Source organism: Shewanella sp. 10N.286.54.B9, from assembly GCF_041468565.1.
GTDB lineage: Bacteria > Pseudomonadota > Gammaproteobacteria > Enterobacterales > Shewanellaceae > Shewanella.
On the sequence record NZ_JBFRIY010000028.1, the window covers coordinates 80,083 to 101,252 of the forward strand.

Annotated in this window: 17 protein-coding genes and 1 pseudogene; all 18 read right to left on the reverse strand. The window is 38.4% G+C overall.

The window, feature by feature from the left end; genetic code table 11:
* Positions 1 to 4: 4 nt before the first annotated feature.
* Positions 5 to 625, reverse strand: coding sequence for an acetyltransferase (locus tag AB4135_RS10465; RefSeq protein WP_371992639.1), 621 nt, complete (start codon positions 623 to 625; stop codon positions 5 to 7).
* 2 nt (positions 626 to 627) lie between these two features.
* On the reverse strand, positions 628 to 1,221 hold the full coding sequence (locus AB4135_RS10470) for a sugar transferase (RefSeq protein ID WP_371992640.1): 594 nt from the start codon (positions 1,219 to 1,221) through the stop codon (positions 628 to 630).
* Entirely contained in the window at positions 1,221 to 2,345 is a 1,125-nt protein-coding gene (locus tag AB4135_RS10475) for a glycosyltransferase family 4 protein (RefSeq protein ID WP_371992642.1), read from the reverse strand. The genes AB4135_RS10470 and AB4135_RS10475 overlap by 1 nt, the downstream gene beginning before the upstream one ends.
* Positions 2,338 to 3,489, reverse strand: coding sequence for a hypothetical protein (locus tag AB4135_RS10480; protein ID WP_371992644.1), 1,152 nt, complete (start codon positions 3,487 to 3,489; stop codon positions 2,338 to 2,340). Before AB4135_RS10480 ends, AB4135_RS10475 begins: the two co-directional genes overlap by 8 nt.
* A gap of 32 nt (positions 3,490 to 3,521) precedes the next feature.
* Positions 3,522 to 4,589 carry a glycosyltransferase family 4 protein gene (locus tag AB4135_RS10485; protein ID WP_371992645.1) on the reverse strand — a complete coding sequence of 356 codons (1,068 nt, stop codon included), beginning with the start codon at positions 4,587 to 4,589 and terminating at the stop codon, positions 3,522 to 3,524.
* Between the two features lie 34 nt (positions 4,590 to 4,623).
* Complete coding sequence (locus AB4135_RS10490; RefSeq protein WP_371992646.1) at positions 4,624 to 5,268, reverse strand: sulfotransferase family 2 domain-containing protein; 645 nt, start codon at positions 5,266 to 5,268, stop codon at positions 4,624 to 4,626.
* 14 nt (positions 5,269 to 5,282) lie between these two features.
* Positions 5,283 to 6,149: a glycosyltransferase family 2 protein gene (locus AB4135_RS10495; protein ID WP_371992647.1), complete on the reverse strand. Its 867-nt coding sequence runs from the start codon at positions 6,147 to 6,149 to the stop codon at positions 5,283 to 5,285.
* Between the two features lie 3 nt (positions 6,150 to 6,152).
* Entirely contained in the window at positions 6,153 to 6,845 is a 693-nt protein-coding gene (locus tag AB4135_RS10500) for a hypothetical protein (protein ID WP_371992649.1), read from the reverse strand.
* A gap of 64 nt (positions 6,846 to 6,909) precedes the next feature.
* A complete protein-coding gene (locus tag AB4135_RS10505; protein WP_371992650.1) occupies positions 6,910 to 8,187 on the reverse strand; it encodes a flippase in 1,278 nt (425 codons plus the stop codon).
* Positions 8,188 to 8,316: 129 nt separating this feature from the next.
* Positions 8,317 to 9,336 carry an NAD-dependent epimerase/dehydratase family protein gene (locus tag AB4135_RS10510; RefSeq protein ID WP_371992651.1) on the reverse strand — a complete coding sequence of 340 codons (1,020 nt, stop codon included), beginning with the start codon at positions 9,334 to 9,336 and terminating at the stop codon, positions 8,317 to 8,319.
* Between the two features lie 85 nt (positions 9,337 to 9,421).
* A complete protein-coding gene (tviB, locus tag AB4135_RS10515; RefSeq protein ID WP_371992653.1) occupies positions 9,422 to 10,702 on the reverse strand; it encodes a Vi polysaccharide biosynthesis UDP-N-acetylglucosamine C-6 dehydrogenase TviB in 1,281 nt (426 codons plus the stop codon).
* Positions 10,703 to 10,965: 263 nt separating this feature from the next.
* Entirely contained in the window at positions 10,966 to 13,149 is a 2,184-nt protein-coding gene (locus AB4135_RS10520; RefSeq protein ID WP_371992655.1) for a polysaccharide biosynthesis tyrosine autokinase, read from the reverse strand.
* Positions 13,150 to 13,264: 115 nt separating this feature from the next.
* Positions 13,265 to 13,720: a low molecular weight protein-tyrosine-phosphatase gene (locus tag AB4135_RS10525; RefSeq protein ID WP_371992656.1), complete on the reverse strand. Its 456-nt coding sequence runs from the start codon at positions 13,718 to 13,720 to the stop codon at positions 13,265 to 13,267.
* 98 nt (positions 13,721 to 13,818) lie between these two features.
* On the reverse strand, positions 13,819 to 14,922 hold the full coding sequence (locus tag AB4135_RS10530) for a polysaccharide export protein (protein WP_371992658.1): 1,104 nt from the start codon (positions 14,920 to 14,922) through the stop codon (positions 13,819 to 13,821).
* Positions 14,923 to 16,243: 1,321 nt separating this feature from the next.
* Complete coding sequence (wecA, locus tag AB4135_RS10535) at positions 16,244 to 17,287, reverse strand: UDP-N-acetylglucosamine--undecaprenyl-phosphate N-acetylglucosaminephosphotransferase (RefSeq protein ID WP_371992660.1); 1,044 nt, start codon at positions 17,285 to 17,287, stop codon at positions 16,244 to 16,246.
* A gap of 152 nt (positions 17,288 to 17,439) precedes the next feature.
* Complete coding sequence (gene wecA / locus AB4135_RS10540; RefSeq protein WP_371992661.1) at positions 17,440 to 18,513, reverse strand: UDP-N-acetylglucosamine--undecaprenyl-phosphate N-acetylglucosaminephosphotransferase; 1,074 nt, start codon at positions 18,511 to 18,513, stop codon at positions 17,440 to 17,442.
* A gap of 331 nt (positions 18,514 to 18,844) precedes the next feature.
* Positions 18,845 to 20,012, reverse strand: a pseudogene (locus AB4135_RS10545) (nucleotide sugar dehydrogenase).
* Between the two features lie 102 nt (positions 20,013 to 20,114).
* A complete protein-coding gene (locus AB4135_RS10550; protein WP_371992663.1) occupies positions 20,115 to 21,170 on the reverse strand; it encodes a DUF1972 domain-containing protein in 1,056 nt (351 codons plus the stop codon).

Consider the following 21,170-nt stretch of genomic DNA (forward strand, 5'->3'; position numbering starts at 1 on the left):
CTATTTAGAACTGAGGTTTAGCGGGAATACCAACAACAGTGGAATCGCTACTTATATTACTGACAACCGCAGCGCCAGCGCCAACAATAACATTGCAACCAATAACCACTCCTTGCTTGATACTACTGCCAATACCAATCCAACTTTGTTCGCCAACAACGATATTACCGGCAAGGTGAGCACCTGGGCTAACATGAACGCCATCGGCTATAACACAATCATGATCTATCGAGGATGCTGTATTAATAATGCATCCCTGACCTATTTCACTTGCGATATTGACAACGGCATTCGCCATTATTGCTGTACCCTGCCCTATAGTGGAATACGAGCTAATAATAGCGCTAGGGTGTATTAAACTAACTAACGGGGCGCTCTCGGCTAATAACAGTTCGAGTTTAGTTACTCGAATTTTATTATTACCAATAGCAACAATACAGGCGGAAAAATCAGCTAAGCGTTCAATTAAATGCTGGCTGTTACCAACAATTGGCCAATGCGCTAACTGTGATTTTGTCGGCCAATTATCGTCAAAAAAAACAACTTCACTATAGCCATTTAACTCAGCAATCTCGGCAAGCACTTTACCATGGCCGCTAGCACCTAATATTGCAATGCTGGCCACAATTAGCGACTCCCCGTAAATTTTTCGATTGTGACATGGCCATCAGCACTAATGCCTTCACGTACAAAGACTTTTTTAACCGTCAATAGCAATATCTTTATATCTAACCAGAAGCTTTGGTTGTTTACGTACCAAACATCTAACGCAAATTTACTATCCCAACTGATAGCATTTCTACCATTAACTTGAGCCCAGCCAGTAATACCAGGACGAACATTGTGCCGTTTAGCTTGTTCGCTACTATATAAAGGTAAATACTCGACAAGAAGTGGACGCGGGCCAACTAAGCTCATATCCCCTTTAAGCACATTCCACAGACCTGGTAATTCATCTAGACTAGTAGAGCGTAGTTTCTCACCAAATGGGGTTAAACGCTCGCAATCTGAGAGTAAGTTGCCACTGGCATCCGCGCTATCGAGCATAGAACGAAACTTGAACATTTTAAATATTTCACCATTTTTACCCGGTCTGTTCTGGGTAAATAAAATCGGTGAACCAAGCCGGATGCGAATGAGTAACGCAACGACGATTATCACTGGCGATAAGAGAGTTAGAACGCTTAAAGCCACAATAAAATCAAATAAACGTTTAAGCATTAGTCCATTCCCATTTCTTTTAACATTGCATGATTAACCTTATGGACATCATATTTATTTTCAGCAATCTCTCGAGACTTAGCCCCCATAGCAATGACTTTAGCTGGCTCGTTGATAAAAGAAATCATGGCTGTCGCGAGTTCGTCTACCGATTTTACCGGGATCAAATACCCATTAGCGCCATCAACAACCGTTTCTCTACAACCTGGTGCATCAGTGGTAATAATGGCACGGCCCATAGACATAGCTTCAAGTACGGTCCTGGGTGTTCCCTCCCGATAAGAAGGTAAAACATACACACTCGCACTTTCAATCGCAGGCCGTACATCAGATAATTTACCTAAAAACGTCAGAGTCCCAGAATTGATCCAAGCGTCAAGCTCAGTTTGAGAAATGGCATCGGGGTTATCGTCTATCCAGCCTACCAATTCAAACTTAGCTTGAGGGTGCTTTGCTTTGACCAAAGCGGCAGCTTGAGCGTACTCTCGAACGCCTTTGTCGCCCAATAACCTAGCAATAAGTAAGAAGGTAACTTGCTGAGGAAAAGCGCTGACTTGATATTCAGCAACGTCAACGCCTGAGCCATTCATAATTGCTGAAGGCACTGATTCAGGCAAAATATCTAAATGACGAAATAACTGCTCATCGTCAGGGTTTTGAAAAAGTACTTTATCATTACGACTTAAAGCGAAGCGATATAAGGCTTTAACGACTTTTTGGATTAACCCCCTTTTACCGCTAGATTCACCAGTAAAGGCGTAACCTAGACCGGTAATAAGGGAGATACGATGCGGTATGTTCGCAAACCAGGCTGCCAATGAACCGTATATTACAGGTTTAATCGTATAGCCTAAAACAAACTTAGCCTTAATCCTTCGCATCAACCTGAATAACTCAATAATCGTTTTAATATCACGAACAGGGTTCATGCCTGTTCTTTGTAAACCAATAGAATGAACTTTTACACCAAGCTTGTTTAACTGTTTATATATTTCGGAGTTTTCATCTAGATCAGGTACCGCTAAATGAACTTCAAAGCCTTTTGCTATAATGGCTTCAATGAGTTTACCTCTGAAGGTAATGAGCGAATCAGGGTAACTCGCTACCAATAAAAATTTAGTCATTGTGTTCTACTTTTCTAGATTCTGCTGCTGCGAGAATTGATATCAATAAAAAGAGTAAAATAGGTACAAACATCCACTTTTGCCGCATTGCGATACCAAGGTTTGCGGTGGTCATCGATAACAAAACCCAACAGATCCCAACATAACTCCACATGAAGGCTCGATTACCTACTAGCTTTAGTTTTCTATATTTGACCTTGGCTTTGAGCCCCATTAATAACAGCGCGAGTAGAAATACATTATCTATCGATGCAAGTAATTGGCTAATACTTCTTGCCTCAAAAGGTAAAGGCCTGACTATGTATGTAGTCATTTGCATCGGCAAAGACATGGAAGATATATCAACCCCCCCGCCACCTTTTTGGTTATAACCTTGTCTTTTATCAATGTAGCTTTCTAAGTCTGAAGCATCAGATTCAAGCCCTGCATAATTTAAAGCAAAAGGGACCATTACAACCATGCCAGCCAAAGAGAGCCCCCCAATAATAATTTTAGGTATTAGTGGTATATCCTTTTGCAAAAACACAGAAATTGATAATGCAATAACCATCATTCCAGCAATATGTGGGCGAACTAACAACATGAACAGAATAGCTAAAGAAAGCAGCGGTAGTTGCTTTCTAAAGTTCAGAGCGGCATAAAGGGCTAATCCCATTGCCATAAAAGAAATAGCATCTTTACCTAAACCTGAAGACCAAAAACTAACGGAAGGTAAAAAAACCGCAAGTAAAACAACGCGTCGCAAATACAGGCTACTATTACTTGTTACTTTGTTTAATGCACCATAAAATGCACATAAGCCGATAACGCCAAATATATTAAAGACTAAAAACATTCCAAGTATTGATAATTCTAGTTGGTGGAGCAAGTTTACTAGATAAATAACCGCCACTGTTCCAGGCTTAAAATCAACTAGCGGTTCAGCCCCCTTCAGAAAGTAAGTTGTTGCGTCACCGCCATTTTTTAAAATATATAGCAGATAAAAAATACAAAAGACAGTGTGATAAAAATAGATATAGGCTGCACCCTTTTGTCCTAACGAAAAATATTTTGCAATTTTAATTGTAAAAAAAAATCCAAACAAAAAAACTATAGAAGTGCTGATGACGTGCCAAGAATCAGAGAATAAATATATTTCAGACATAGTGCCCCTGCACAAAAAAAGATCGCTCTAAACTAACAATACTTAGCATACAAGTCTAGATGGTTGTCTACACTGTAAGATAATGTGTAACTGTCTGAATAAGTTAAACCATTTTTAGACAAATACTTCCTTAGCTCGTACGAACTTATTAGCCTTTTAAGATGTTTTGCATATAAATGCGGGTCCAATTCATCTATGACTATTCCGTTTAATAAAGTATGAGAAACCTCAGCACAACCACCAACATTGGTAACGATTGTTGGTAATCCAGTTAAACTAGCCTCAATCAGCGATATAGGCAACCCTTCCCACGAAGATGTCATAGCAAAAATATCTGCATCATGCATATAGTCTTCGACATTATAAACATTTCCTAATAAATTAATCTTTCCATCAAGCTTTCTCTCGATTACCTCTTGTCTAAATGATTCAAAACCTTCACCTTCGCCAGCAATTTTTACGACAAAATCAGTGTCACTAAGTAAACTGGTAACTTCTATAATAAACCTGTAATTCTTGGGGGTGGAAAAACGCCCGACCATCAATACAACTGGTACAGTTCTATATAAATACTCAGCTTTCTGTTTAATACGCCATTTTGAAACTGAATTATTTATATTAACAACATCTCTAACTGAAATTGCAGAAAGTATTTTTGTACAAGCGTGACATATCCCTATATAACTAGATACTCTAAAGTCAAAAATTCGATAAAAGAATGAGGGGACCTTGAGCTTGATACTATGGTGCGTATAAATCACCTTAACACTTTTAGTAAACAACGAAAAAACCAGAGCGAAATACAAATGACAATGCAAAATATCAGGACTAAAATCACTAATATGCTGCTTGAGCTTAGATATTCCAAAAAACGGGTTCTTCCGCGCCTTGTTGCCTATAAAACTAAATTCAACATTCGCTTCGGTTAGATCCGCTAAAAACCTCTTCTCGAACAAAGTGTCCCTACCAATATCTTTGGCGTTCGAAAGAAAGAGGATATGAACCTCATGCCCAAGCTGGCGCATCGCGATTGATAGATCTTTGACATAGACTTCTGCTCCGCCGGAGGCCGGCGATGAGATAACGTGGGTTATTTTCATTTTGAGTGCTTAATTAATGAGGTGAACTAAAAAGTTAAAAAATGTATTCGAAACGTTTGATATCTTCGGCATATTTTTCACTAACAACATCGATCATCTTCTGAGAGGTGTAATAATCGTGATAGCTACCTTTTTTGTTTACTTTGTTCGCATGCGGTATAGCGAGCTTTCTACCTAGTTTGGAGTCAATGATAGGCACAGATTCTTCAAGACTTTCCAGCTTGCCAACGTAATCCGGTAATAGTTCGCCTTTTTCATCCACTAAAAAGCGACTTTGCGTTTGAAATACAAAATCTAACTCATCGACATTTTTATCTGCCAACCATTCCAATACGAAGGACTCAAAAGTCGCAAACTCTGGAATTTGATACTGCTCGGGGTTATTAACCCCCATAGTTTCAGTACGGCCTTGCTTGGCAAAACGGTATGCCGAAAGTACTCTATCCCACGGATTTCTAACTAACGAGAAAACAAATGATTTTTGAAAAAGCTGTGGAAACGTATTGTTAATCTCTAAAGATGAATAATGGCCTAAGGTTCTGCCGTAGATGGCATGATTGATACTTGTACCAGCCACTTTAGGCACATGAATGAAAATACACTTATTCTTAGACCAATGTAAATACCTGCGATACAAATTGAATTTATGTTTAAGTTCCATTAGCTTTAAAGTTTGCATTGTTATCTCTAGGTTTAAATCAAATGACAACGGATTAGTAGAGCAGATACAAACAACTTATATCCATCAATGTCGAACAAGTTATTACTGAGTATTTTTCTAGCTGTAGAAAATGCAACACTGCTGCGCCTAAATCTAAGTTCAGAATCAGAAAAATAGTCATTTTCCTTTGCCTTTATCAAAAACGTATTCACGCGAGCAAATGTAAGCATATGATTACTATTCCTCGTTAAAGACTCTTCTCTCATTGTTCTAATAAAACCGGGCTGACTATCACCACAGGCAGTATACCCAGCACGTATAAGTCTGAGGATAAGGTCGAAATCCTCATTAATAGTCAGTTTCTCATCAAAGCCGCCAACTTCGGTAAAATATTTTTTCTTTATCAAGTAGGACGGTAACCCACCGGGTATGCCGTTTCGCTTACCGACAAGATCTGCCAAATTAGTTGTGGGAATAGAATCAGTTAAAGTAATAAATTTCTGTACTAGATCTGTATTTGAAAAAACAAACGAACCATAAACGCCAAAGAATTGGTTAATATGCTTGCATTTTTCCATCAAAGACAATTTAATGGCTAAGTTATTCGGCAACCAAATATCGTCAGCATCTAAAAATGCAATATATTCGGCCGTCGAGTTACTGACTCCATAGTTTCTTGCAGACGACGGCCCGCCATTATTCTTATAATAATAACGAATAGGGAAATCACAGTGTTTAGAAAATTTGGCAACGATGCACTTGGCATCATTATTTTCTGAACCATCATCTACCACAATCAACTCTGTAGGCAATATCGTTTGCTCTAGCACCGATTTAATAGATTTATTTAGGTATTCACTGTCATTAAAGGTTGTAATTACTACACTAATACTCAACATTATCTACAACCTAACATATTTATGTTCTGTTACCTTATTAAAAATCTCAAAATCATCACTGTAGAGATCAAATAATATATCTTTAGACTCCTTTGAAATATACAAATCAGTTCGCGAAGAGCTTTTGTTAGAGTGAGGCATATCTATAGCCCTATCTAGAACTTCACTATAGAATAGACTCATATTTTCAGATAGACCATCGAAGTTAACTGCATATAATTTATGTTTCGGTATACCTTTAATAACTTCAGAGAATGGTCTTAAAAAATAATGTTCATTTACATTAATATATTTCAAATGATTTATAATAAAATCGTTTAAACTTTCACTGACATTAATTGATGGAATATTACTAGTCCCAAATTTCCTATGCAGATCTTTAATATATGTGTAGGTTGATACAATCCGTTCTATGGGATTCCTTGCGATGAAATAATATACCTCTTTATTATCCACTTCAGGAAATTTTATTTTCAATTTGGAAAACTTAAAATGTCCTGACTCTTTACGAGAAAGTGCGTTACTAACGCTAGTACCACCAGATTTAGGGATATGTATAAAAAAACTTTCATCATGAGCCCAAACGCTAGGGTTTTCTTTATGATTGAGCTCATGTCTAAATGTTATTAACCACGTTGGCGAATAATAAATTAGTGAATTAATTATCTTACATTTATAGGAAAAAAAACTACGCATAAAAGGAACCACTCATGATTAATTAAACATTCTCACTGAATTAGGAGTATACATAACGGAAAAACTAACGAATCCAAGGTTTCAGTTTTGTAATCCGCCATGCGTCCACAGTCATTAAAACATTCCAAGTAATAAGACTTAAAGAAATAGATATCGCAGCACCAATGCCGCCAAAAATAGGGATTAACGTCGAAAACAGCACAATATTGACAACAAAGGTAATAAGAAGCGTCCTTAAAGTTCTGTTTTCATTTCCAGTCATATTCAATAATAAACCTACAGAGCCCATTAGTACATTGACAAGCTGACCAATACATAGAATAACGAGGATAGGATAGGACTTTACGTAATCATTACCAAATAGCAAGTCAATAAAGTACTCACCAAATAACACTAAAACAACTATAATAGGAAGCGTAATAACTACACTTAATCTAACACTTTTAGTCAACAATTCTTGCGTAGCCTTTAAGTCATTATTTTTATATAGCCTTGCAATATTAGGCATAATTACAACATTTACTGCAGTTAATCCTAGTGTTATTAGCGCTACTGCTTGTGTTGCCACTTTAAAAAATGCCACGGATTCATTATCAACTAACAACCCTAACAATACACTCGCTAGTTCTGTATTTAGCGTTGTTATAAATGCCATAATTGCAAACGGCATTAATGATGTTAACCAAACTTTCACATCCTTTTTCGGCTTCACCTTTTCAACATTTGAATTTAATTTCCTATTTAAAAGACACATACTTATTACGCAAGAAAATAAACAGGCAAAAATTGAAACACATAGTAAGTCAAAGCTTTCTAGTTCTCCCGGCAAGAGAAAATAAAAACAAAAAACACCTAATGTTATAGCAGGTATCAAAACCTGAACAGGTAACTGTGCAAGAACAGGAAAATTTAGACCATTTAGAATTGCTGATTGCTGTGTGAGTAGCCCCCTAAGAGGTATTAGTAAACCTGCAATCCAAAGCAATGAAGTTAATTGTGGTTCAAAAAAATCAAAATATAACAAAGTGTACAAGGTAAATACTACGAAGGTAGAAATACCGATAACGTATAGTCTCGACCAACTAGTCACTCCTTCGAGAAGATCCCACTTATTTACAGAGTGAAAGTTAGCGACTTCCCTTACTAACAAGTTAGGTAAACCTGCTACGACAGGTAATGTTGAAAGTGCGACAATTGACAAGGCTAAACTATATAAACCAAATTGTTCTGGCCCCAGGTGATTAGCAAAAAGCACTCCAATCACCATAACCATTGCTTTACTAAGTAGCATTAGTCCGGCAGTGCCAAAAAACCTCTTATATATAGGTGTTGAATCTCTCATTACATTTCTGCTCTATGGATATTAAAACTGGCATTGTTAAATTTCATTCCCAAATTAACAATGTTTATCTTAACAATATTCTACAGCTACAATATTTGTAGCTTTCATTTCGATAATCTTACAGATTTCCTAAACAAAACCTATATACCAAGGCATTGCTTTATCTATACCTTGCTGAATAGTAAACTCTGGATCATAGCCCAATAATCTTTTGGCTTTAGCAATATCAGCTTGAGAATGACGAACGTCGCCGATTCTGAAGTCACGATAAGTCGGTAAATTTTTATTAATAATCTCATTTCTTGCTAACGAGTCTTGAATACTGTTATATAAAGTATTCAGTGTTGTTCTATCGCCTACTGCCACGTTGTAGACATTATCTTTGGCATCATCACTTGCTGTTGCGGCCAATATGTTCATTTGCACTGTGTTTTCGATAAAGCAAAAATCACGGCTGGTTTCACCATCACCATTGATAAATACCTCTTGGTTATTAATCAAATCAGCAGTCCATCGGGGAATAACTGCAGCGTAAGCACCGTTTGGGTCTTGGCGTTGGCCAAACACGTTAAAATAGCGTAATCCTATCGTTTTAAACCCGTAGGTGCGAGTATATACACCAGCGTATAGCTCATTGACATACTTAGTCACAGCGTAAGGTGACAGCGGATTACCAATGTTGTCTTCTACTTTTGGTAACGCAGGATGATCACCGTAGGTTGAGCTACTTGCGGCGTAAGTAAAGCTTTTTACTTGGGCTTCTTTCGCTGCTTGGAGCATGTTGATAAAGCCAGTGATATTAGCCGCGTTGGTTGTTAGCGGATCGGCAATTGAGCGTGGTACAGAGCCTAAGGCAGCTTGATGGAGCACGTAATCGACGCTTGCGACGGCTTGCTCACAGTCCTGATAATTGCGAATGTCCCCTTCTATGAAGGTAAAATCATTCCACTGCTCGGCGGTGACTAAACTTTTTACTTCATCTAAATTATGTTGATGACCTGTGGCAAAGTTATCAAGGCCTACTACTTTTTGGTTTAACTTCAACAGTTTTTCTAACAAGTTAGAGCCGATAAAGCCGGCAACACCGGTGACTAACCAGGTTTTAGGGGCATTGAGCAATTGTATTTTTATTTCATCGTAACGAGACATATTTAAACCAAAGTGTGTAGAAATAATGAAGCGAGCTGAGAAATCAGCTCACTAGAATAGGTAATAACTGAAGTTAGGATATTGGTTACAAACGCATATCAACTACATTCTTATCTAATACATATTTTAAATCGTAGAGTACATGCTCAACTTTACCTAGCTTACGAATGTTTTCGGCACCTAGTTGCTTAAACTGGTCATGCCCTACCGCTAAGATAATGGCATCGTAATGGTTTTCCATTGGATGCTCTACCGTGGTTAACCCGTATTCATGTTTTGCTTCTGCATTGCTGCACCATGGGTCGGTTATATCGACATTAATGTTGTACTCTTTGAGCTCACTGACAATATCGACGACTTTGGTGTTACGTAAGTCAGGGCAATTTTCTTTAAACGTCAGCCCCATCACCAGCACATTCGCGCCATCAACATGAATGCGCTTTTTAAGCATGGTTTTAACTAACTGAGAAACGACATACGCTCCCATTCCGTCATTCAGGCGGCGACCCGCTAGGATCATTTCTGGATGGTAACCCACGGTTTGTGCTTTATGGGTTAGGTAATATGGATCAACACCAATACAGTGACCGCCGACCAAACCTGGTCTAAATGGTAAAAAGTTCCATTTTGTACCTGCAGCTTCTAGTACTTCCAAGGTATCAATATCTAATTTATTAAAGATTATTGATAGCTCGTTAATTAACGCAATATTGACGTCACGTTGGGTATTTTCAATAACTTTTGCGGCTTCAGCGACTTTGATGGATGATGCTTTATGGGTGCCTGCGGTAATAATCTTTTTATAAAGTTGATCGACATACTCAGCAATTTCAGGTGTTGACCCACTGGTCACTTTTAAGATGTTAGTTACCCGGTGCTCTTTGTCGCCTGGGTTAATTCGCTCAGGGGAGTAACCAGCATAAAAGTCGCAGTTAAAGCTAAGACCAGAGACTTGTTCAACAACCGGGATGCACTCTTCTTCAGTGGCACCCGGGTATACAGTGGATTCGTATACAATAATATCGCCTTTGCTAATCACTGTGCCTAGCATCTCACTGGCTTTTATCAGCGGTGTTAAGTCAGGCTGTTTATGCTCATCAATCGGGGTTGGTACAGTGACGATGTAAACATTACAATTTTTAAGATCGGCAACATCGGCACTGTATTTTAAATAAGTCGCCTGGTTAAGCTCATCTTTAGAACACTCTAATGTAGAGTCAATTCCCTCTGCTAGCTCATTGATACGAGGCTGGTTTATGTCAAAGCCTAGCACATTAAACTGTTTACCAAATTCAACCGCTAACGGTAAACCTACATAGCCTAACCCAATAACTCCAACTCTTGCATTCTCTAGTGAAAAATCCATCTCACGGCCTTATCTTTAATAAATAGAATAAATAGAATAAATAGAATAAATAGAATAAATAGAATAAATATTGACAGCCAACCTCTCAGTTGGCTACCAACAGCTTTCGACATTATTTAAAAATGCAGGAACGACTCAACGACTTAATTTATTGTTGATGTCTACGATGTTGTATTAATCAGTATAACGATGATGTATTTCAGTAATGCACTGTACTACCGAATATTGACATAGTATAAATGGTTCACTTTTATCGGTATGACTTATGTCTTATCGCTTTCATAACTATAATTGTAATATCCATATCCGTAAGAGGCACTGGCTTTCTTTTCAACCGCATTAAGGATAAAACCTTTAACCTCGATACCCGCCATGTCAAAACGATGACGAGCAACGTCTATCTCTTTAACGGTATTTTTACCAAAGCGCCCCACCATCAATGTAGTGCCAACCACGGCACCGACAATACTGGGGTCAGTGACTGCCAGTACTGGTGGAGTATCGATGATGACAATGTCATACTCGCTTGATGCCCATTCTACAAACTCAGTAAAACGTGGGTGTAGCAGCAGTTCTGAAGGGTTAGGTGGAACTTGGCCACGAGAAATAATATCTAGATTTGTAATACCCGATGCTTTAATGACAGATTGGACCTTTAGTCTACCCGATAACAGATCCGACAAGCCATCATCCCATTGCAAGTTAAAATGACGTTGTAGGTAACCCTTACGCATATCACCGTCAACCAACAAAACTCGCTGTTCGCCTTTGGCTATCACTGTTGCTAGATTTGCAGATACAAATGATTTACCAATACTCGGTGCCGGGCCAGAAATCATCACCACATTGTTTTTAGCTTCCATCATCGCAAAATGCATGCTGGTTCGTAACGCGCGTAGTGCTTCTATGGATAAATCAGCGGGGTTAGATTCGGCTAATAATGATTCACTCAACTTGAGCTTTATTTTATGCTTATTTTGCTTAAGCTTTACATCCAACTTAGCTTGCCAATCTGACAAAGGAATACTGGCATAAACAGGTATGCCGAGCGCTTCAATTTCATCTGGACTTTCAACCCCTTTATGCAGAGCGGCACGAACCAATACTAACGCTATGGATAGTACGCCCCCCAATAGCATTGCAATGGTTACTATCATGAGTTTTTTAGGGCTAACGGCACCAGTATAAGATTGAGCAACATCTAAAATGCGCACATTACCAACCGTGCCAGCCTTGAGAATACTGAGCTCTTGTACCTTATTTAGCAATTGGATGTAAATCTGTTGGTTAACTTCAACGTCTCTTGTCATACGTAGCACTTCACGTTGAGTTTCTGGCAGGCCTTGTATGCGTTTGTTTAAACGTTCTTTTTCACTCAATAGTACGCTGCGCTTATCGAGTAATGATTTATAAGCAGGATGGCCTTTAGTAAAGCGTTGACTAATTTCGCTCTCTTTAAAGGTGAGCTCATTTAATTGTGCTTCTAACCCTACCATTACCTTTAACGTTGATTGGGCCTCTAACCCTAAATCAATCGAGTCGTTCTGTTGTCGAAAGCTATTAAGGGTATTTTCATTGGCAGTCAGTTCACTTTTTATATTAGGTAAATGCTTTTTTAAAAAATCTAAACTTTTCTCAGCTTCTGCTGAGTTATGCGCCACACTTTGTAAAAAGTAATTTTGTGTTACGCTATTTAGGATTTTTTCATTAAGTGCTTTATCTTCACCACTGAACGTAAGCTGCAGTATGCCAGTACGCTTACCACGCTCTAGTATGACTAGTTTCCCCTGAAGAGACTGTATTACTGATGATTTTGCTCTTTTACCGACAACAAACTGATCTCCTGCTGCGCCATTTATCGATTCAACAAATATTTTATAGCCGTTAGATTTTGCCAACTCGTTAACCACACCCGACAGCACCTTGCGCTCATTATTGTCGAACAAGGTGAATGCACCGCTGCTGACATCGTCAATGGTTAATATATATGAAAACCCAGCATGGGCTGGAGTCTCAAACCGGCTTACAGCTATATGATTAGTACTTTTAAGTAATCTAGCAAGCCTTTTACCGACATAAGGCATATATTTTGGAGCGGCATAAGTGGTTAGGTTCAGTTGGTCAACCGTTTTACCTAAATTGGTGCGGGATTTAATAATTTCAATTTCAGTACTAGCCGAAGTTTGTTCGGAAAACATATCCCCCATGTTACCGACCAACGATGACATGCCACTACTTTTCATCTCAATTTGAATTAATGCGTCAGCTTTATAGATAGGTGTTGCTGAAAGTGCATTGATAATACCCAACGCCGTAAAAACCAAAGTGATGGATAGGATCAACCACTTGGCATCGATTAAAGTGCCTAGCAACTTTCTAAAATCTATGTCCTCTGCAAAGCTATTTGCTGTGTTTGCTTTGGCTTGATTATTTGTATTACTGCTCATAGGTTAATAAAATCCAATTCATGTAGTGTGGCGAACCACTTTATTTTTGTTCTATTTGTATAGCTGTGTCGATTACTTTTACGTGCTGCGGCTACTTAAGAAAGTTGACATACTTCTAACCCAGCTTAATAGCCCAAGCACTGACAGCGGTGTCGATTAGTCGATATGAGTGTTCAAATGCTTCTTTGCTTTGCCTATAGGGGTCTGGGATCTCTTTTGAAATGAACTGCGCTGGTAACCATTGACCCAAGAGCATTGTTTTGCCTCTTGACTCCGGCGAGATTTGCGTCACCGCCTCGATATGCCCTTTTTCCATAACTAGGATGAGATCATATTCATGACACATCTCTTTAGTTAATTGCTTTGACTTGTGGTTAGACAGATCGAAATCATCTTTAGCCGCTAACTCAACAATGGAAGGGTCAGCAGATCTCCCCACTAGGCCACTTTTAGCTACCGCTATTCCCGCTGAATTAACGGTTTTATGCGGAATTAATTTTTGCAAAGCATGTTCGCCAAAAGGAGAACGACAAATATTGCCTACACACACTATCAATATTTTTTGAAACATCAGTTAAGCCTTTATGGACACTTTGAAATAAGCGAATGGTCACTTACTGTACTCAATTTAGCTCGGGTCTAAAAATAAACTCGGTCAGTTAAAACTTACTACCAATTTCTAACCCTTTGGATCCCCTGAGTAAGCTGATTAAAGCCGGCAATTGTTGGTACAATTTGCTCTACCACTCGATTCCAACGGGTAATTGGTGCAGCGGTCACATATACAATGTCGTAAGGCTGAATATCGAACTCTGTACCAATGATCATTGCGGTTGGGTTTTCAACATTCAACTGGTATACATTTGCTGCTATTGAAGGATCTTTATTGCCTCTGATAACAAATACCCCAGTCGCATCAGCAGACAGTTCATCAAGCCCTCCAGCTCCAGTCAATGCCTCGGTTAAGCTCATACCTGCTCGGTCAATTTTGACAATCTGCGGGTTATTGACCTCCCCCATTACAAAGACCTTTTGTCCATCATTTCGCGGTACATGCACAATATCACCATCTTGCAATAATCTATTTTGGGTTAGATCCCCTTTTTGCATTAACGCATAAAGCGAAATTTGTTCCTCTTTACCATTACGCGTTAATACAACGTTACGCCAGTCTGCTTGCGGCTCTAACCCTCCAGCCTGGTTGATTGCGTCAAGTAATGTTAGTGGCACATTGGTTATCGCTTGTGCACCAGCGGCGTCAACTTCGCCAGTGACATAGACTTTTTGTGAGCGGAAGTTTGCGACATTGACATCCACTTGAGGAGATTCAATATATTTTGATAGCAGCACTGCCATCTCTTTTCTAATCTCAACAACAGTTTTACCTGCTACATCTACAAAGCCGATATAAGGATAGAAAATACGCCCATCTGCATGTACCCAGTTACCAGACTCACTTGCACTTCTGTAAGAACCCGCGGGAATCGTTAACTCAGGGTGGTCCCAAACCGTTACGTTTAAAATATCTGCTGTGCCGACTCGGTATTCATAATTAGCTAATTCCGAGTCTAAAATAAGGTTTGCTTGCCCCTTGATATCTAAAGGCGCCAACTCTCTTACTAGAGAGGGTGTAAGTGCGTAAACATTTACATTTAGCGCTGATTCCTCTAGATCACTTTGATTTATGACCTCAGACTCAACATTGAGATGTTGACCTGGTAAAACACAGCCAGTAAGCATAAAAGTAAACAAAACAGCAACAGTAATCTTCATATTCATTTTTTTTAGGTCATCAATGTTAATTATTTACGGACAGCTTTTCGGCTCTAAAAGTAGAACAATGAGCATACCAGTAGCTTTAGAAGGTAAGTACTAAGCTATAATACTACAGCAGCAATTATCACGACTTGAAGCGGTGTCTGCCAGACATTTAGGCAAAAACAAAAGCCACAATATCAATGACATTTCCAATTCAAAACCGACCAAGAGAACTAATTACATAGTTAAAATCGCCGTTTAAGAACTGTATTTAGGAGAGGCTATCTGCGCTGGGGATGCATTTTGACACGCTTCCGCCCTTGAATTATGGCCTCCAAATTGCCCTATCATCTTCCCTGCACAGCATCCATTTTGCTGCAACCTTGTTAATTTTGCATGATTATACACATAATAATATGTTTTTTGTGTCAATTTTATGGCTTTTTGCCAGAAATCGTCTAGCGAGGTTCAATAGTATATTTTTCAATCTAAAATTTGGCCGTTCGATTATAAGCCGCAACCAAAACACTGATGGACTTATGACAGCGCTCAATTGTTCACCTAAATACAAAAAATTCAAACTTGAGGGTGGTCGTGTGCTTAGATAGGATTATATCAGTGAGTCTAAAATTAAAGACAAATATGAAGTAGAGATTGAAGATGAGGCTAGATGGTTAAGAGTCAGTATTTAACTCTCTCAAAGATATTCACTTAGCAACAGTTGAAACCAAAAAAGGCCAATTAAAAAGAAGAGCTCAACCGCTCTTAGAGGGTCAGTTGTTCAGCTTTGATAGGATAGCTATAAGACCGATTCGGCTATATAATTATAGAAAAGCAAGCAACATTGGATAAGCAGCTGAATCTTCGCGGACTTGGTTACCGAGCACATTTGACTGACGAGGTTTTGCCAATGTGCTAGCGTAAGGTTTGGTTAGAGGAAGTAACCAAATTTTTCTAAAGAGAAACCGAGGGATGTTGTTATCTCTATAGGCGAGATTGTCCTGCAGTCCGAATTTTGGTCAGTTCGGAAGAACTCGCTGAAGAAAAACGCGTGAAGAAAAGAGCCACACACAAGAAGTGAAGCAGTAAGGATGAGCCAGATAATATTTAGTTATACGTAGGCAGAGGTAATCAATATCACTAATTACTGAAACTTGTTTAGTTTGAAATTAAAATATGCCAAGAAATGGCTTAGTGGATTATAAAGTAGGAACTAGAACATCTAAATAGTTAGTGGGAATCGTGATGCGACTTCTAATCATAAGCTGACAGCAATTGATAACTAACAGGCACAAAAAAGTCCCCTAAAAAGAGGACTTTAATCTTAGCATGAAAATTATACTTTCCGAAACCAAGTTAGAATTTGCCAAACATGAGCCAGAGCCCAGTTATAGGCTGCAAAGATAACTAAGAAGCCGATAAACATTATCGACTCAGGTACTTGAAACAATTCACCGCAAACACCAACTGCCGCTAAAGCGATTGAAATGAGTGTAATGCGAATCAGGGTTTGCTTACGGCTATAACCAGCACGTTCAAATATGTGGTGCAAATGGTCACGATCAGGCTTAAACGGAGACATTCCCTTTTTAATGCGACGATACATAATAGCTGCCATATCCATTAATGGGATACCAATAAGGTAAAGTGCAGTGACCGGCGCTAAAGCTTGAGCATCGGCCTCAACCCCTATCACTAACAACCAAACTACGGTCAGTCCAATTAACATACTGCCAGCATCGCCCATAAAAATCTTTTCTATACTTTCAAAAGGCCAACGCAAATTAAATAACAAGTAACCCAGTATTGCCCCAATGAAGAGTAACGGTAGAATAAACCAGCTATTACCTACTAAATAAAACAGCAATGCCAACGCTGAGAATGTCACTAAACTCAACATACCAGCTAGACCGTCAATACCATCAACCATGTTGAACGCATTAATAGCACCTATCACAGCAAACACAGTAAAGAGAATACCAACATATCCAAGTTTTAGTTCGAAGAAGTAAGTAATGTGGCCTAGAGATGTAAGATACAGGCCTGCCCCAAAAACAAGAATGGAAGCGGTGATAACTTGAGCAGCAATTCTGATTCTGACTGACAAGTCGTACTTGTCATCCAATACACCTAAAAAAAGTATAAGCGCTGCTGAAATGAGATAGAGATTAAACAATTGACTTTGTTCAAACACGATACTTGATACAAGCAATACACTGCAATATATCGAAACACCGCCAATTAGCGGAATAGCCCCAACGTGCTTTTTCCTATCATTAGGTAAGTCTACTAAACCAACGCGTTGTGCTATAGGATTTAACACTTTTATCGCAACGCAGGTTAAAAAAAACACCGTAATAAACGATACAAGATATTCCATAAAATCTCTTCCATAGGTAGATAGGGTTGACGGTAAAGCTCTATCTACCTGTAACCGTCAACTTTAGCCTGTTGTATAGTATAGCGACTTTATGCCATGACCATAGCAAGCAAAAATAAAAAATATTCAGAGAAACAAAAAACTACGATGAATCACAAAGACTTAGTTATTTTTAAATGTTTATGTAGAAACGTCGTTATACGCCATACATGACTAACCGCAAAATAATACATCGCAAATACCAACAAAAACAGGACAAACATCACGTTTTCGCTAACACTATGTAACTCCGACCATATACCAATAAAGGCCATAAATGCAGCCAGTGAACATATAAAGAATAAAGATATAGTCGGTGACATCCCCACCCGTTGGCAGATGTGATGTAAATGCTCTCTGTCAGGTTTGAACGGCGATTGCCCCTTTTTAATCCTACGCGACATAATGCACACCATATCCATTAATGGCAAGGCTATAAACCACAACGCTGTTACTGGGCGAATAACTGCATCTTGCTGATTCTGGCTCGCTTCAATCAATAACCATATCACTGTGAAACCAATGAACATGCTACCAGCGTCTCCCATAAAGACCTTGAATCGACGTCCAAATGGGATCCCTAGGTTGAGTAATATATAAGGCACTATTGCAATAACAAACATTAAACAAAAGTGAGCTAACTCCAGGTGGCCGACAAAATAAAACATGTAGCCCAAAGCACCAAAGGTTACGGATGCTAAGCCTCCCAACAAACCATCAATACCATCAACCATGTTAAAAGCATTGATTGAGCCAACCACCGCCAGAATAGTGACTATATAGCTAAGATATGTAGGGATAGTAAATCCATCGCTAGTAAACATAGTGCCTAGATAATGTAGACTTTTATAACCGACCAATATCATCGCTAAAGAAATTCCTGCTTGTACAATCAAACGTGATTTAAAGCTCAGGTCGAAACGATCATCAAGCGCACCTAACACGATTAAAATGGATGAACAGCCAATATAGAGCAAAATTGAATCAGTTATCGGAAAGGTGAAAAATAGAGTGACCATTAGTGAAAAGTATACAGACACCCCGCCTATAAGCGGTACTTGACCGATATGTAACTTACGCTCATTCGGTTTATCAACTAACCCGGCCCTTTTTGCTATCTTTCTAAATGCAAACAAACTGATTAAAGAACAACAAAATACAAATAATACAGAAAAGCTCGTTGACATAAATGACTCAAAATAAAGCTGATACTTTCGATTATGAATCGATAAATTGAAAGTAATATTAATAGAAAATGATTTTAAAACCGATAAACTAAACCATCGGTTTAAAGTATTTATAGTTAAATTATTGTAACGCATCTCAGTTGCTCTCCTCTACCCATTTACGGATAGGTTGGAGGCGACAACTATTTAATCAACCCTAATAAACATTTATAGAATCGATATATCAGTATATTAAAAATGAAGCTGTACTAAAAAACATCAAGCAGCCTTAACATTGATGTTAAAAACTGCCTTTTCGGTAAAATAAAGCGAACCTCATTAGACTTGGTTATTAGTCGCTTCCAAACAAGTCGCGAGTATAGACCTTATCAGCAACGTCAATCAGCTCATCAACCATACGATTTGAGACAATCACATCGCAGCTGGATTTAAATACTGCTAAGTCTTTTATTACCTCTGAATGGAAAAATTCTGATTCATCAAGCACGGGCTCATAAACGACAACCTCAATACCTTTAGCTTTAATACGTTTCATGTTCCCCTGAATACTGGAAGCTCGAAAGTTATTGGAACCGGACTTCATCACCAAGCGATAAATACCTACACACTTGGGATTACGCTTTAAAATATAATCGGCAACAAAATCTTTTCGAGTGATATTTGCATCTACAATTGCACCAATAATACTGTTGGGAACATCTGCATAATTTGCACGGAGCTGCTTGGTATCTTTAGGTAAACAATAGCCACCATAACCAAATGAAGGATTATTATAATGAGAACCGATACGAGGGTCTAAACCAACCCCTTCAATTATTTGCCGTGCGTCTAAACCGTGGCTTTCAGTGTAAGTGTCTAGCACATTAAAATATGCAACACGCAGCGCAAGATAAGTATTGGAAAACAACTTTACAGCCTCTGCTTCAGTTGGGTCTGTAAACAAGATTTCAATATTATCTTTAACAGCACCTTCTACTAGGAGATTAGCAAATACTTGAGCCCTTTCACTGCGCTCGCCGACGATAATACGTGACGGATGCAAATTATCATAGAACGCTCTACCTTCACGTAAAAACTCTGGAGAGAATAGTAAATTATCACAATCAAATTCCTCCCTGATTCTTGCCGTATAGCCTACAGGCACAGTAGACTTTATCACCATAACAGCGTTAGGGTTGATAGCTATAACATCTTTAATGATCGCTTCAACCGAAGAAGTGTTAAAATAATTAGTATTTGGATCATAATCTGTTGGTGTCGCAATTATGACAAATTCTGCATTTCTATAGAAAAAATCTTTATCTAGTGTAGTAGTCAAATTTAAGGATTTATTAACCAAGTAATCCTCAATTTCAACATTAACAATTGGAGATCATTTACGATTTAGCATCTCAATTTTTTTCTGGAACTATATCAACGGTTATCACTTCATGCTTTTGTGCTAAAAGCACTGCATTAGAAAGACCTACATACCCTGTACCAGCAATAGTTATTTTAATTTCCCACCCTAAACATCACAATTATATAAATTTAAAGCTTCCTAACCCACTATAAAATACATATAGTCGGCAATCAAAAAACAAGAATTTAATGATTAATACTTACCGATAGCTCATTTCATACATTTTACTTATTACTTCCCACGTATATCGTTTAACAGCAATCTCTTTCATGCTTTTTGATACATTTGATAACTGCTCCCGACTCCGACCTGAGAGTTCACTAAGGAGTTCAGTTGACGAGGCGAAATAAACAGCCTTTTCTTCTGTGCTATAGCGATTAAAATTACAATCAAATGCAAAAATTGGTTTTCCAAAGTGCATTGCTTCTACAAGAGAAGGGTTAGTCCCTCCAGCTGAGTGACCATGTACATACCCTTTGCACTCACTTCGCAGTTTAAAAAGCTGTTCCAAATCATATACGGGATCGATAATATTAATATTGGTAAAATCAGCAAATTTCGCTTTCAATTCTCGACCAAATTCACTCGAGTTCCAGTTGCCGATAAACTTTAGTTTATGTTCACCTTTAGAAAATGCAGTCAAAATCATCTCTACATTATTTTCAGGCTCAATACGACAGAGTGAAAGAAAGTAATCCTGTTCAGGTTCTACTTCTACACCTTCAATGATTGCATGATCACCGCCATAGGCAATAACGACATTATGCTTTGAATACTCAGCATCTACATAATCTCCGATAGCCTTATTGTCAGTTATAATAATATCAGAGTACTTTACAGCCATTGACTCAGAAAACTTCAAAAATCTTTTAGCCCACTTCCCCCATTTGTCCCGACGCCATTCCAAACCATCGATATTAGTAACTATTTTAGATCTAGAGACTAACCTATAAAAAGGAAGAAACATACAACCCGATACACCAAGAATGAGCGTAACATCAGGCTTCTTAAATATACAGTGTACAAGAGCCAGAATATCGTACGGTACACTTTGAATACCATTCGCACTTAATGGTAAATAACTTAATTTAGCACCGTTATATCCAGACAATTTATGAGAATAGGATTTACTGGAACAAAAGACCTCATACTCTATTTCATTAGTAGAATACTTAGTCAAATTTTCAACTAAAGATTCAAACCCGCCATAACATGCTGGAATTCCGACAGTCCCTACAACAGCTATTTTATGCAC